Source organism: Streptomyces sp. NPDC058619 (assembly GCF_042717785.1).
In the GTDB taxonomy this organism is placed as follows: Bacteria; Actinomycetota; Actinomycetes; order Streptomycetales; family Streptomycetaceae; genus Streptomyces.
The window spans coordinates 1-12708 of record NZ_JBHXQN010000038.1 but is presented as its reverse complement, the minus strand read 5'-3'; the positions used below and the strand labels follow the sequence as shown (position 1 = coordinate 12708).

Genomic DNA, 12708 nt, shown 5'->3' with positions numbered 1-12708 from the left:
CGACTCTCCGAAAGCGAAGTGACCCCTCATGGCCAAGCGAATCGACGTCAGCGGCCTCTCCGCCTTCTACGGCGGCCACAAGGCCATCGACGACATCTCGATGACCGTGGAACCCCGCTCGGTGACCGCCTTCATCGGCCCCTCCGGCTGCGGCAAGTCCACCTTCCTGCGCACCCTCAACCGCATGCACGAGGTCACCCCCGGCGGCCGCGTCGAGGGCAAGGTCCTCCTGGACGACGAGAACCTGTACGGTCCCGGCGTCGACCCGGTCGCGGTCCGCCGCACGGTCGGCATGGTCTTCCAGCGCCCGAACCCCTTCCCCACCATGTCGATCTTCGACAACGTGGCGGCGGGCCTGCGGCTGAACGGCAGCTTCAAGAAGTCCGAGCTGTCCGACGTCGTCGAGAAGTCCCTCAAGGGCGCCAACCTCTGGAACGAGGTCAAGGACCGCCTGAACAAGCCCGGCTCCGGCCTCTCCGGCGGTCAGCAGCAGCGCCTGTGCATCGCCCGCGCCATCGCGGTCGAGCCCCAGGTCCTGCTGATGGACGAACCCTGCTCGGCGCTCGACCCGATCTCCACCCTCGCCATCGAGGACCTGATCGGCGAGCTCAAGGAGCGCTTCACGATCGTCATCGTGACGCACAACATGCAGCAGGCGGCCCGCGTCTCGGACCGCACCGCGTTCTTCAACCTCTCGGCGGTCGGCCAGCCCGGAAAGCTCATCGAGCTCGACGACACCGACCGCATCTTCTCCAACCCGTCCGTGCAGGCGACCGAGGACTACATCTCGGGCCGCTTCGGCTAGACCGGGTTGGGCGTGAACGTCCCGCGGTGCTGCATGGCGGTGCCACCGCGGGGCGAAAGGAAAAGGGCCGGCTCCCCCTGGGTGGGGGGAGCCGGCCCACTTTCGTGGATCGGGTGCTCCGACCGGGCGTCCTGTCGGACGGCCTAGGAGACGAAGGCCAGGTTCACGATCCAGAAACTGACCGCGGCGACCAGGGCCGCCGCCGGCATGGTGATGAACCAGCCCAGGATGATGTTCTTCGCGACGCCCCAGCGGACCGCGTTGATCCGCTTGGTCGCGCCGACACCCATGATCGCTGAGGTGATCACGTGGGTGGTGGAGATCGGAGCGTGGAAGAGGAACGCCGAGCCGAACATGATCGAGGCACCGGTGGTCTCCGCCGCGAAGCCCTGCGGCGGGTCCAGCTCGATGATCTTGCGTCCGAGGGTGCGCATGATGCGCCAGCCACCGGCGTACGTACCCAGCGACAGCATCACGGCACACGCGATCTTGACCCAGATCGGGATCGCGTCGCCGGCCCCCTGCACATCGGCGATGACCAGGGCCATCATCACGATGCCCATCGTCTTCTGCGCGTCCTGGAGGCCGTGGCCCAGCGCCATGCCGGCCGCGGAGACGGTCTGCGCGATGCGGAAGCCGCGCTTGGCCTTGTGCGGGTTGGCCCGGCGGAACATCCACAGGATGGCCACCATCACCAGGTAGCCGACGACCAGGCCGACCACCGGTGAGACGAACATCGGGATGACGACCTTGTCGAGAACACCGGACCAGATGACCTCCGTGCCGCCCGCGAGGGCCGCACCGACCATGCCGCCGAACAGCGCGTGCGAGGAGGACGAGGGAAGGCCGAAGTACCAGGTGATCAGGTTCCACACGATCGCGCCGACCAGCGCCGCGAACAGGATCCACATGCCCCGGTTCCCGTGGGGCGTCTCGATCAGGCCCTCGCTGACCGTCTTGGCGACCCCGCTGCCCATGAAGGCACCGGCGAGGTTCATCACCGCCGCCATCGCGAGCGCGGCCCGCGGCGTCAGCGCGCGGGTCGAGACCGAGGTGGCGATCGCGTTCGCGGAGTCGTGGAAACCGTTGGTGTACGTGAAGCCGAGCGCGACACCGATGGTCACGATCAGGGCGAAGGTGTCCACGAGGTTCAGGACTCCTTGACCGCGATGGTCTCCACCGTGTTCGCAACGTGCTCGAACGCGTCGGCCGCCTCTTCGAGCACGTCGACGATCTGCTTGAGCTTCAGCACCTCCATGGCGTCGTACTTGCCGTTGAAGAGCTGGGCGAGCAGCTTGCGGTGGATCTGGTCGGCCTGGTTCTCGAGGCGGTTGACCTCGATCCAGTACTCCGTCAGGTTGTCCATCGTCCGCAGGTGCGGCATGGCCTCGGCGGTCAGCTCCGCCGCGCGCGCCAGTACCTCGATCTGCTGCTCGACGCCCTTCGGCAGTTCCTCCACGTTGTAGAGGACGACCAGGTCGACCGCCTCTTCCATGAAGTCCATGATGTCGTCGAGGCACGAGGCGAGGTTGTAGATGTCCTCGCGGTCGAACGGCGTGATGAAGGAGGAGTTCAGCTGGTGGAAGATCGCGTGGGTGGCGTCGTCCCCCGCGTGCTCCGCAGCCCGCATCCGCTCCGCGATCTCGACCCGGGCGGATGAGTCCGCTCCGAGCAGTTCCATCAGGAGCTTCGAGCCCGTGACGATGTTGTCCGCGGATGCGGCGAACATGTCGTAGAAGCTCGTCTCCCTGGGGGTCAGACGAAATCGCACGTGAGGTCCTCGGGGTGCATTGGATTCGGTCAGGCTGATGCTAGGCGCATCCCCCGGCCACGGCTAACCGGCCGTTCCCCAGTGTCCTCCATCAGGCAGAGTGAGGGTCACGGACCCCTGTTTCCGCGTCGGGGGCCCGGTATCTTATACCCATGAGGGGTATGCATCCCTCAGGCCAGGACCACGGGAGGACGCATGACGACCATCGAGACGGAGGGCCCGGGAGCCGAGTCCGGCACCGCCGCATCCGGCACCTCCGAATCCGGCACCCCCGGATTCGGCACCGGCGCTCCCGCCGCCCCGCCGCACGAAGGCGGCACCGTCCACGGCTACCACCACCAGAAGGACGAGCACCTCAAGCGGCTGCGCCGGATCGAGGGCCAGATCCGCGGCCTCCAGCGCCTCGTCGACGAGGACGTCTACTGCATCGACATACTCACCCAGGTCTCCGCGAGCACGAAGGCCCTGCAGTCCTTCGCCCTCCAGCTGCTGGAGGAGCACCTGCGCCACTGCGTCGCCGACGCGGCGGTCAAGGGCGGCGCGGAGATCGACGCCAAGGTCGAGGAAGCCACGAAGGCCATCGCCCGCCTCCTCCGCACCTGACCGATCCAGCCTCGCCGGCGTTTGAGGCGCGGGGTCCGGGGCGGAGCCTCGGGCGGCCCGGGCGCAGCCGGGGGCCGCTCGCGCGCCGGCGCCGCGGCGGCTCAGGGGGAACGGGGACGGGCCCCGGCCCGACCGGCTAGAGCCCGACCCCCATCAGCACCTCGTCGATGCGGTCCTGACTCAACCGCTCCTCGACGGCCGCCGACGCCGCGATGATCAGCTCACCGCACAGTTCGATCTCGGCGAGCGCCACGTGGTCCTGCACCGTCTTACAGCCTGCGGGAGTCACGCACGTCACCCCGATCTTTCGCCATACGGACATCGACCATCAGTACAACTCACAACTCACAACTCACGGCTCACAACTCACGGCTCACAACTCACGGCTCGCCGCTCACGACTCGTCGCCCGCCGTTCACCGGCACCCGCCCGACCCGCCGGCGGCCGCCCTCCCAGCCTAGGGAGGCCCCGCCTCCCCCCGCATGACACGGATGGACCATTTCCGGATACCCGGCATGGCCCGATCGCGCCGCCACGAGCCCGCCCACCCGGCTATTCGGCGATCTTCCCGGCGTAAATGTCCCCGCTCGGGGGCAATACGACGGTCACCGGCGTTCCGAACCCGTACAGGAGCGTCGTCGACGAGACATCGATCACGCCATTGTTGACGTACGTGAACCGGTGGCGAACCTTCCGCAACCGCCCCTCGGCGTCCAGGTACGCGTCGAACGGCACCGCGTCCTTGCTGAACCCTTTCGCCGCCGCCTCCAGCGCCCCCCGCACCCCCGCCGACGCGCTTCCGGCCGCCCGCGCGATGTCCGTGGTCCCCCGGTAGTGCCGCACCCTGGTGCCCGCCACCTCGGTCTCCCCGACGTACGTCACCTCCCGCGCGCCCCGCAGCAGCTCCGCCGCGACCAGCGGATCGGTGGCTCCTCCGGTCACCAGGTTCCCGTCGGCGAGGGTGGTCGTGTCGACCCGTACCCACTTGTCGGCGGGCACCCCCGCGCCCCGGTTCTTCATGTAGAGCGCGCCCGGCACCAGCAGCTCGGTGATCGGCCGGTGGTCCGCCTGGCCCTTCACGTCGGCCGGGAGCATGACCAGCAGCTGGCCCATCCGGTTCGTGAAGTCGACCCCGCCCTCGCCGCGGATCGTGACCCGGGTGCCGCCGGTGGCCATCTCCATGGCCGTACGGACCCGGGCGCTGCCGGACCTCGTCAGCACGTCGGCCGCTCCGCGGACCACGGCCTCCGGGTCCGCGGGAGGCCCGTCGTCACTGCCGCGGGCGGGGCCCCCGCACCCGCCCGTCACCACGACCGCCAGCGAGACGCCGACCGCGAGCAGCGCCTCACCCGCGCGTCCGCGCCGCCGCCTGTGCTGGTGCACCACCATCGCCTGCCAACCCCCAACGCATGACCGCTGTTTGCCCGAGGCCCCACCCGCTCCGGTTAACGAGGTCCGGGGTTTCCCGTCACGGCCCGCTCGCGTCCCCGGCCCGTGCCCACCGCGGGTACCGTGGAGGCGTGGAACCGCACACCGAAGCGACCCCGGTCCCTCCGCTTGCCTCCGTACCCCTCCCCCGGACCAGACCGGCGCTCGCGGAGGCCGCCGGGCCCCCGCAGCACCCCCGGTCGCCGGATCCGGCCTCCGGCCACACCGCCTCCACCACCGAACGCGGCTCGTTCTGCCTGGCCGTCTGCACCTGCGGCTGGACCGGGCCGGCCCGCCGCTCCCGCGATCTGGCCCGCAAGGACGCCACCCGCCACACGGCGGGGTAGGCCCGTCGGCGCACGGCCGGTCTGCGTGCCCCGTCCCCGGGCGTGTCGCCCGTTCGGACGGCCCGGCTGGCCGGTGCGGGCCGGACCGTATGCCCTTGACTCATGCCAGGTCCCGCAGCCCGCCTCGCCGCCCTCTTCTGGGCCCTGCTCCTCGCCTCCGCGCCCGCCGCCACGGCCTGGGCGCGGCCCGTGGGCACGGCGGACGGCCCCGGGGACGTGGCCCTGGCGGTCGGGCTCACCACGGCCGCGGCGGTGGCCACCGGGCTGTGGCTGCGCTCCCGCTACCGCCGCGACGAGGACGCCTCCGGGCGCGACGAGAACGGCGACCCGTGAGGCCACGGCCGCGGCCCACTGCGGTGCGCGTCTGCTTCGGGGCGGCCGCGCTGTGCCTGGTGGCGGCCGCGCTGCTGACCGCGTGGAACACGTTCGCCCACGCGTGAACCCGTACCCGTACCTGTATCCGTCTCCGTACGCCGGCCGCGGCTGCCCGCGCGTCTCGGACGGCTCGGGCGCCGCTCGGCGTCACGTACCGCTCAGGCGGCGAGGTCGCTCTCGTGCGGGCGCTGCCCCGCCGGCGGGGTCTGGGCCTGCGTCAGGTCCACCGCCAGCGGCACCGCCCGCAGCTTGGACCGTACGAGCCACCCGACGCGCGCGGAGCGGTTCACCGCCCCCACCACCGGGGTCAGCAGCGCCAGCGCCGGCGGCGCGAGCACCAGGACGACGGCGGTGCCGAGCGCGAAACCGCCGATGACGTCGGTCGGGTAGTGGACGCCCGTGTACACGCGGCAGAAGCCCTCCACGAGGGCGAGGCCGATCCCGACGAGCCCGATCCTCCGGTGGGCCACGAACAGCCCGACGCCCAGGGCCATGGCGAGGGTGGCGTGGTCGCTGACGAAGGAGAAGTCCGTCCTGGCCAGCCCCGTCGCGAGGCCCGTCCCGGGGCCGGGGTCGAGGACCTGCAGCCCCTCGTGCTGCCGGAACGGCCGCGGCCGCCCGACGAATTCACGCAGCGGCGCGTTGAGGAGGAGCGCCAGCCCGGCGGCCAGCGGGGCCCACACGAGCGCGGCGAACGACTCGGCGGCCGTGGCCTCGTCCTGCCGGCGCGCACCGCGCCAGCACCACAGGACCAGGAGCACCAGGGCGAGCGGAATCCCGTACTCGCCGGCCAGGCTCACCGCCCGGTCGCACCAGCCCGGGGCCTGCCGGGCCAGGGAGTTGATCCCGTACAGCAGGCTGACATCCACATTCGGCCCACCGGTCGTGAGTCCAGCCATGGCGACGCGGCCCCTTGCTGTTGCGGCGGGTTCCCCCGTGGGCGCGCCCCTGTGCGCACCCGTTCGCCCCCCGGTTGATCAGCCCCCGTGCCCATGGAACGCCCGTTCTGGCGACCACGTTCCACTCTCCACCGAATGATCACCCCAACGTTATCGAAGAGTGACTCATCGTCGCAGCTCAGGGCCTGGACCTCACGGAGAGTTGCCGGGCGCCCCGCTCGCCGCGGCGCGCTCCGGGAGGGCCTGCGCACCATCCTTCGTCACGCGCGTCGCGCCGAAGTAGTCGGGGGTGTCGATCTTGTCGAAGCGGATCACGGCGCCGGTGAACGGAGCGTTGATCATGTAACCGCCGCCCACGTAGAGCCCGACGTGGCGGATCTCCCGCGAATTCGTCAGATCATCAGAGAAGAACACCAGGTCGCCGGGGAGGAGTTCGGCCCGCGAGGGGTGCGGACCGGCGTTGTACTGGTCGTTCGCCACGCGCGGCAGCTCGATCCCCACCGTCTCGTACGCGGCCTTCGTCAGCCCCGAACAGTCGAACCGGCCGTCCTGGTCGGGCGTCCCGTTGCCGCCCCACAGATACGGCGTACCGAGCTGCTTCTGCGCGAAGTAGATGGCGCCCGCAGCCTGTTGGGAGGGCGCGACCCGGCCGACGGGGCGGGCGAAGCTCTTGGCGAGGGTCGTGATCGTCTTCACGTAGCCCTGCGTCTCCCGGTACGGGGGGACCCCGCCGTACTTGATCACCGCGTACGCGCCCGCGTTGTAGGCGGCGAGCATGTTCGACGTCGCGTCACCCGGCACCCTCGCCACGTCCTTGGCGAGTTCGCAGTCGTACGAGGCCGCCGAGGGGATCGCGTCGCTCGGGTCCCAGATGTCGCGGTCCCCGTCCCCGTCCCCGTCGATGCCGTGGCCCGCCCAGGTGCCCGGGATGAACTGCGCGATGCCGCGCGCGTCCGCCGGGCTCACGGCGTTCGGGTTCCAGCCGCTCTCGGAGTAGAGCTGCGCGGCGAGCAGCGCCGGGTTGATGGCGGGGCAGAGGTTGCCCCACTTCTCCACCAGCGCCTGGTATTTCCCCGGCACGGCCCCCTTGACCAACCCCACCGCACGACCGCCCGAGCCCGCCCCCGCGAGACCGGCCGCGGCCGAATACGTGCCCACGACGAGCAGCACGACGAAGCTCAGGCAGAGCCCCAACCCGATCCCACTCGCCATCCAGAATTTGCGCACCCGTCAACCCTCCCCCATCGCTGCCGCTTTCCGACGTGATTTGACCGTGTCGCCTATCGGACTAGCCCACTTGGAACCACCCGCCCGGCACCGCGACCGGGTTCGCGGGCCCGCGGGCCCGCTGTCGGGCGCGGTGTCCGGCTGCCAGTGCTCACCGGGCCACGTTGGATCCCGAGCAGGAAATGCCCTCGCGCTTCTCCGCCTTGTCCGCCCTCTCCCTCTACTCCGTCCTCCCCGCCCTCTCCCTCTACTCCGTCCTCCCCGCCCCATCCTCGACGCGATAGAAGACCACCGTCCAGTCCCCCGGTCCCCGGCGAGCGGAACGGCTCCCGGGAAGTCGTCCGGGTAGGTCAACTCCACGTAGTCGCCGGAGTCCCAGCTGTCCGACAGGTTCACGGCAGCGCTCAGGAACCCCGCCGGTCCACCCCCGCCACGTCCACCGGCTCGTGCACCGTCCGGCACCCGATGCCGGCCGCCGTCCCGGCCCCGTACGGCGGCCGTCCCGTCGCCGCGTACGCCGGCGTCGCGCCCAGCGCGAAGACGTCCGCCGCCGCCCCGGCCACCGCCCCCGGCAGCACCTCCGGCGCCGTGTACTCGGCGTCCCCGGCACCTGCCCGGCCTGCGTCAGCGCCGTCGACCCGACGCCCCGCGCGATCCCGAAGCCGATCAGCTGCGGTCCCTGCGCGCCCAGGAGGTGCGCGGCAAGGGCGTTGAGGACTACCGCGGCGCGACGAACAAGCTCTGCGCGCTCCGGCCGATCGGCCCCTTCTCGTCGTGCAGCCGCGCGTCCGCGAGCCCGATCCCGGCCGCGTCCACGCTCGTACGGGCCTCCACGCACGCCCACTCGCCCACCGGGTGCCGGTGCAGGTGGACCGTGAGGTCCCCGTTGACGAAGACGTATTGCGCGAAGTCCAGCTCCGCGCTGATGCCGTTGCCCGAGTCCGCCGCGATCAGCACCCGGTCCAGCGGCCTGACGTCCTCCCCCGCGACGAGCGGCACCCTCATCCGCATCCAGCAGGTGCCCGGCCCCCGCTCGACGAACGCGCCCTCGGTGAACCGGGTCTCCATCGCCGAGTGGTAGCCCGTCTCCCACGGCACGGGGAAGAAGGGCGTCACCCCCGCGTCCCCCGGCGGCGGCAGCTCCGGCCCCGGGACGACGGCCGGCACCGATTCCGGCGCCACCCTGATCCGCAGCGCCCGCGCCAGTACCACCGGCTGCGTCGCGCCCGCCGGGACGAGCGCCGCCTCCACCACCTCCGTGCTCCGGCCCGCCCGCAGCACGCTCGTGGTCACCTCCAGCGCACCGATCGGCACCGGCCGCAGGATCTCGTACGTGATGCGGGCGATCCGCATGTCCTCCCGGGCACCGGGCCGCTCCTCGACGACCCGCCCCAGCAGCGCGGCGGGCGGCCCCGCGTGCTGCGCGCCCGGGTCCCACGGACCGCGCGTGTACTCCGTGGCCAGGAACCGTCCCGCGTCGACCCGCTCGAAGAACCCCTCGGCAGCACTCGCGCCAGCACTCATGCCGGGCACGCTACCGAGAGGTAACTCCGGGCACCACCCCCGCGCCCCGACTCAGCGGGCGAACCCCAGGCCCACCCCCAGCCCCACCAGTACCGAGCTGATCGCCCGGTTCAACGCCTTCTGCGCCCTCAGCATCCGGTCGCGCAGCCGGGAGTCCGAGAAGAACAGCGCCACCGCGCCGAACCAGCCCAGGTGCGCCACCGACATGAACAGCCCGTAGCCCGCCTGTTGCCACACAAGGGTGTCCGGGCCGACCACCTGCGTGAACGTCGACACGACGAACAGCGTGGTCTTCGGGTTGAGCACGTTGGTCAGAAAACCGGACCGCAGCGCCCCGGCCCGGGTCAGCCCGGACTTCGACTCCAGGTCGACGGTCAGTTCGGCGGGCGCCCGGAAGGTCCGGATCCCGATCCACACCAGATAGGCCGCGCCCGCCAGCTTGATCGCGGTGAACAGCGCGGTGGAGGAGGCGATCAGCAGACCGACCCCGAGCATCGTGTACGAGACGTGCACGAGCACACCGGCCGCCACCCCGGCGGCGCGAACAGACCCGTGGGCCGCCCGTAGAGGTAGCTGTTGCGGACCACCATGGCGAAATCCGCCCCGGGACTGATCACCGCGAGCAGGGTGATGACGGCGACTGCGATCACTTCTGTCATGAAGGGATGCTCACCGTCCCTCCCTCCGACGATCAACCCCTGCCGGGCCCCGGATACTTGCCGAGTGCCCCCGCAGCCGCCGCAGCCGCATCAGCCCCCGCCGACCCCACGGCTCCCGCACCCGTCACGGCTCCCCCTCTCCCTGCGCCCCTTCCGGCCCGCAGCCGACATCACGCTGCTCCGCTCCTGGGTGACCACTCCCGCCGAGCTGATGACCTGGGTCGGCCCCGCCTTCTCCTGGCCCCTCGACGACGGACAGCTCTCCTCCTACGCCGCCGAGCCCGGCCGCCGCACCTGGACGGCCCTGTCCCCCGACGGGCAGCCCGTCGGACACGCCTCACTGGCGGGCATCCGCCTCGGCCGGATCCTGATCGCCCCAGCGGCCCGCGGCCGGGGACTCGGCACCGCGATGGTGTCCCTGGTCGTCGAGCGGGCCTTCGGCGAGCCGGACGGTGTGCCGGAGCTCGGCCTCGGCGTCTGGGCCCACAACACGGCGGCCCTGCGCGTGTACGAACGGCTCGGCTTCCGGACCGAGCGGGTGGACGAGGACGTCGTGGAAGTGGACGGCGTCCGCTGGTCGGCTCACGAGATGCGGCTCGCCCGGTCCGAAAGGTGACAATGGACGACGTGCCGACACCACCTGCTCCGCGCTCCGCCGACCTCCCCGAGGTGCCCGGCCTCCCCGACGTGCCCGAGGTGCCCGCCCTGCCGCTCCTGCAAGCCGACTGCGCGAACTGCTTCGCCCTCTGCTGCGTCGCCCTCCCCTTCGCGAAGTCCAGCGACTTCGCCGCGAACAAGCCCGCGGGCACCCCCTGCAAGAACCTCGGCCAGGACTTCCGCTGCGGCGTCCACACCCGGCTGCGCGACTCGGGCTACCGCGGCTGCACGGTCTTCGACTGCTTCGGCGCGGGCCAGCAGGTCTCCCAGGTCACCTTCGGGGGCCGCGACTGGCGCGGCCACCCCGGCACCGCCCGTCAGATGTACGAGGTCTTCCCCGTGATGCGGCAGCTCCACGAGCTGCTCTCCTACGTCGCCGAGGCCCTGGCCCTCCCGGCCGCCGCCCCGGTCCACCCCGGCCTGCGCCGCGCCCTCGCCGCAACCGAGCGGTGGACCCGCGCCGACGCCGACGCCCTCACGGACCTGGACGTGGGCGCCCTGCGCCAGGAGATCAACACGCTGCTCCTGAAGGCCAGCGAGCTCGTACGGGCGAAGGTGCCGGGCCGCACGAAGAACCACCGCGGCGCCGACCTGATGGGCGCCCGGCTCTCCGGCTCGAACCTGCGCGGCGCGAACCTCCGCGGTGCCTACCTGATCGCCGCCGACCTCAGCCACGCCGACCTCCGCTCGGCGGACCTGATCGGCGCCGACCTCCGCGACGCGGACCTCCGGGGCGCCGACCTCCGCGACGCGCTCTTCCTCACCCAGCCCCAACTGAACGCGGCCCGCGGCAACCCCTCCACCCGCATCCCCCACCCCCTCACCCACCCCACCCACTGGCCCTAACCCCACCGCCCCACCCCCCGCGAAGCCCCTCCCAGCCCCACCGACCCCTCTCCAGCCCGCCGACCCCCCTCCAGCCCCGCCGGCGATTGAGGCGCGGGGCCCGGGGCAGATCCCCGCAACCCCGCCCCACCTCCCACCGCCCCGGGCACAACCGCCCACCCGGGGCACGAGCACCGGCACCGGCACCGCACCGCACCGCCCAGCCGACCCCCGGACGGGACACGTCACACCCGCGCCAAAAACCCCCGCACGGCAGCGACGAACCCCTCCGGATCCCCCGCGTGCACCGCGTGCCCGGCCGGCAGCTCCACCAGCCGCACCCCCGCCCTCCGCACCGTCATCTCCCGCGCGTGCTCCGCCGACAGCACCCCGCTCCGGTCCCCCCGCACCAGCAGCGTCGGCCGCCGCACCGCCAGCCAGTCCCCCCAGTGGTCGCCGTTCAGCCCCCGTTGCGACGCCACCACGTCCTCCACCTCGACTCCGGTACCCCACCCGTCCGCGTACTCCCGCAGGTACCCCTCCAGGTGCGGCGCCGCGCTCCCCACCGCCGCCAGGAACCCGGCCCGCGTACGGGTCCGCCTCGGCCAGTCCCGCGCGAACGACACGTCGTCGTCGACCACCGCCCCGATGTCCTCGACCACCACCGCCCGTACGAGTTCCGGCCGCCGCGCCGCGAGCCGGTACGCCGTGACCCCGCCCAGCGCATGCCCCAGCACCACCGCCGGCCCCAGCCCCAGGTGCTCCAGAACGGCCGCGGCATCCGCCACGTACCCCTCCCCCGTGTAGTCCCCCGCGCGGTCCGAGTCCCCGTGCCCCCGCTGGTCGAGGGCGATCACCCGCCACGCCGGACCCACCTCGCGGGCCAGCCGCCCGAAGGTCCGCCGGTCCTGGAAGTGCCCGTGCAGCGCGAGCAGCGGAGCGCCGCCCCCGCCGAAGTCCGTATAGGCGAGCCGGCGGCCGTCCGCCGTCTCGACCACCCCCGGCAGCGGGCCCAGCTTGTCGATGACCCGTCGCCGCAGCAGCTGGTACTCCTCCCAGCGCCTCGGCAGCCGCCCCGAGGGCCGCTTCCCCATCGGCCGCCCCGGCGTCACCGTCTGCCCGTGCCGGAACTGCTCCCGGGTCAGGTCGACGGGTATCCCCCCGGGCAGCACGTTCCAGCAGTGGTACCCCTGCCGCTCCCCGCCGTGCCAGACCTCGCCGACCATCAGCTCGCCGCCGACCACGTCCTGGACGAGCAGGGCCGTGATGTCACAGTGCCCCCAGGCCGGATTGTCGGCCGTCCAGGGGGCGCGCTCCACGTCGTCGGGCGAGCAGGTCTCGGCCGACCATCCCGCCCGGATGGCCGCCTCGATATCGGCAAGGGTCCACGGAGTCGTCATGTCCCCAGCCTGCCGGACCCCACTGACAACGCCCCCCGGAGCAGACCCGCCGGGACGGACGCACCGACCAGCACCGCCAGACGCCCGCCAGACGCTAGTGCCGCGTCAGGCAACGTTTGCCCTGTCGACGACGGCGCGTAGGCGCCGGTCGTCGGCGTGGCGGTTTCGCCAGATGACGTAGCGGCGGA

15 protein-coding genes and 1 pseudogene are annotated in these 12708 nt (G+C 72.2%); 6 read left to right on the top strand and 10 right to left on the bottom strand.

Annotated elements, in window-relative coordinates; genetic code table 11:
- Positions 1 to 28: 28 nt before the first annotated feature.
- Positions 29 to 805, top strand: coding sequence for a phosphate ABC transporter ATP-binding protein PstB (gene pstB, locus ACFWTC_RS28110; RefSeq protein WP_383918241.1), 777 nt, complete (start codon positions 29 to 31; stop codon positions 803 to 805).
- Between the two features lie 143 nt (positions 806 to 948).
- On the opposite strand, the gene ACFWTC_RS28105 is transcribed toward pstB, so the two are convergent.
- Positions 949 to 1950 carry an anion permease gene (locus tag ACFWTC_RS28105; protein WP_383918238.1) on the bottom strand — a complete coding sequence of 334 codons (1002 nt, stop codon included), beginning with the start codon at positions 1948 to 1950 and terminating at the stop codon, positions 949 to 951.
- A gap of 5 nt (positions 1951 to 1955) precedes the next feature.
- Positions 1956 to 2576, bottom strand: a complete 621-nt coding sequence (locus ACFWTC_RS28100; protein WP_267724386.1) for a DUF47 domain-containing protein — start codon at positions 2574 to 2576, stop codon at positions 1956 to 1958.
- Positions 2577 to 2771: 195 nt separating this feature from the next.
- Between ACFWTC_RS28100 and ACFWTC_RS28095 the strand changes: the two genes are divergently transcribed.
- Entirely contained in the window at positions 2772 to 3179 is a 408-nt protein-coding gene (locus ACFWTC_RS28095; RefSeq protein ID WP_383918236.1) for a metal-sensitive transcriptional regulator, read from the top strand.
- Positions 3180 to 3315: 136 nt separating this feature from the next.
- Here ACFWTC_RS28095 and ACFWTC_RS28090 read toward each other — a convergent pair whose 3' ends face one another.
- Complete coding sequence (locus tag ACFWTC_RS28090) at positions 3316 to 3501, bottom strand: hypothetical protein (RefSeq protein ID WP_383918233.1); 186 nt, start codon at positions 3499 to 3501, stop codon at positions 3316 to 3318.
- 230 nt (positions 3502 to 3731) lie between these two features.
- Positions 3732 to 4568, bottom strand: coding sequence for a hypothetical protein (locus tag ACFWTC_RS28085; RefSeq protein WP_383918230.1), 837 nt, complete (start codon positions 4566 to 4568; stop codon positions 3732 to 3734).
- A gap of 131 nt (positions 4569 to 4699) precedes the next feature.
- On the opposite strand from ACFWTC_RS28085, the gene ACFWTC_RS28080 reads away from it, so the two are divergent.
- Positions 4700 to 4954, top strand: coding sequence for a hypothetical protein (locus tag ACFWTC_RS28080; protein ID WP_384029019.1), 255 nt, complete (start codon positions 4700 to 4702; stop codon positions 4952 to 4954).
- Between the two features lie 102 nt (positions 4955 to 5056).
- A complete protein-coding gene (locus tag ACFWTC_RS28075; RefSeq protein ID WP_383918224.1) occupies positions 5057 to 5287 on the top strand; it encodes a hypothetical protein in 231 nt (76 codons plus the stop codon).
- A gap of 200 nt (positions 5288 to 5487) precedes the next feature.
- Here ACFWTC_RS28075 and ACFWTC_RS28070 read toward each other — a convergent pair whose 3' ends face one another.
- The 5 genes and pseudogenes from ACFWTC_RS28070 to ACFWTC_RS28050 all read right to left on the bottom strand — a co-directional run bounded on the left by ACFWTC_RS28070 (position 5488) and on the right by ACFWTC_RS28050 (position 9638).
- Positions 5488 to 6228: a phosphatase PAP2 family protein gene (locus ACFWTC_RS28070; RefSeq protein ID WP_383918221.1), complete on the bottom strand. Its 741-nt coding sequence runs from the start codon at positions 6226 to 6228 to the stop codon at positions 5488 to 5490.
- A gap of 192 nt (positions 6229 to 6420) precedes the next feature.
- Positions 6421 to 7440: an NlpC/P60 family protein gene (locus tag ACFWTC_RS28065; RefSeq protein ID WP_383918219.1), complete on the bottom strand. Its 1020-nt coding sequence runs from the start codon at positions 7438 to 7440 to the stop codon at positions 6421 to 6423.
- Between the two features lie 419 nt (positions 7441 to 7859).
- Positions 7860 to 8033 carry a hypothetical protein gene (locus tag ACFWTC_RS28060; RefSeq protein ID WP_383918216.1) on the bottom strand — a complete coding sequence of 58 codons (174 nt, stop codon included), beginning with the start codon at positions 8031 to 8033 and terminating at the stop codon, positions 7860 to 7862.
- A 139-nt stretch (positions 8034 to 8172) separates the two neighbouring features.
- On the bottom strand, positions 8173 to 8979 hold the full coding sequence (locus tag ACFWTC_RS28055; protein ID WP_384029017.1) for a thioesterase family protein: 807 nt from the start codon (positions 8977 to 8979) through the stop codon (positions 8173 to 8175).
- Between the two features lie 51 nt (positions 8980 to 9030).
- A pseudogene (locus ACFWTC_RS28050) lies at positions 9031 to 9638 on the bottom strand (LysE family translocator).
- Positions 9639 to 9702: 64 nt separating this feature from the next.
- Between ACFWTC_RS28050 and ACFWTC_RS28045 the strand changes: the two are divergent.
- Both ACFWTC_RS28045 and ACFWTC_RS28040 read left to right on the top strand, forming a co-directional pair.
- On the top strand, positions 9703 to 10254 hold the full coding sequence (locus ACFWTC_RS28045) for a GNAT family N-acetyltransferase (protein WP_383918210.1): 552 nt from the start codon (positions 9703 to 9705) through the stop codon (positions 10252 to 10254).
- Positions 10255 to 10256: 2 nt separating this feature from the next.
- Positions 10257 to 11141 carry a pentapeptide repeat-containing protein gene (locus ACFWTC_RS28040; RefSeq protein ID WP_384029015.1) on the top strand — a complete coding sequence of 295 codons (885 nt, stop codon included), beginning with the start codon at positions 10257 to 10259 and terminating at the stop codon, positions 11139 to 11141.
- Positions 11142 to 11365: 224 nt separating this feature from the next.
- On the opposite strand, the gene ACFWTC_RS28035 is transcribed toward ACFWTC_RS28040, so the two are convergent.
- Positions 11366 to 12520: an alpha/beta fold hydrolase gene (locus tag ACFWTC_RS28035; protein WP_383932857.1), complete on the bottom strand. Its 1155-nt coding sequence runs from the start codon at positions 12518 to 12520 to the stop codon at positions 11366 to 11368.
- Positions 12521 to 12708 lie beyond the last annotated feature (188 nt).

Coding starts and splice junctions, on each gene's coding strand:
- ACFWTC_RS28090 (WP_383918233.1), bottom strand. CDS start 3,501: ATGTCCGTATGGCGAAAGATCGGGGTGACGTGCGTGACTCCCGCAGGC.
- ACFWTC_RS28075 (WP_383918224.1), top strand. CDS start 5,057: ATGCCAGGTCCCGCAGCCCGCCTCGCCGCCCTCTTCTGGGCCCTGCTC.
- ACFWTC_RS28095 (WP_383918236.1), top strand. CDS start 2,772: ATGACGACCATCGAGACGGAGGGCCCGGGAGCCGAGTCCGGCACCGCC.
- ACFWTC_RS28055 (WP_384029017.1), bottom strand. CDS start 8,979: ATGAGTGCTGGCGCGAGTGCTGCCGAGGGGTTCTTCGAGCGGGTCGAC.
- ACFWTC_RS28085 (WP_383918230.1), bottom strand. CDS start 4,568: ATGGTGGTGCACCAGCACAGGCGGCGGCGCGGACGCGCGGGTGAGGCG.
- pstB (WP_383918241.1), top strand. CDS start 29: ATGGCCAAGCGAATCGACGTCAGCGGCCTCTCCGCCTTCTACGGCGGC.
- ACFWTC_RS28035 (WP_383932857.1), bottom strand. CDS start 12,520: ATGACGACTCCGTGGACCCTTGCCGATATCGAGGCGGCCATCCGGGCG.
- ACFWTC_RS28040 (WP_384029015.1), top strand. CDS start 10,257: ATGGACGACGTGCCGACACCACCTGCTCCGCGCTCCGCCGACCTCCCC.
- ACFWTC_RS28070 (WP_383918221.1), bottom strand. CDS start 6,228: ATGGCTGGACTCACGACCGGTGGGCCGAATGTGGATGTCAGCCTGCTG.
- ACFWTC_RS28065 (WP_383918219.1), bottom strand. CDS start 7,440: ATGGCGAGTGGGATCGGGTTGGGGCTCTGCCTGAGCTTCGTCGTGCTG.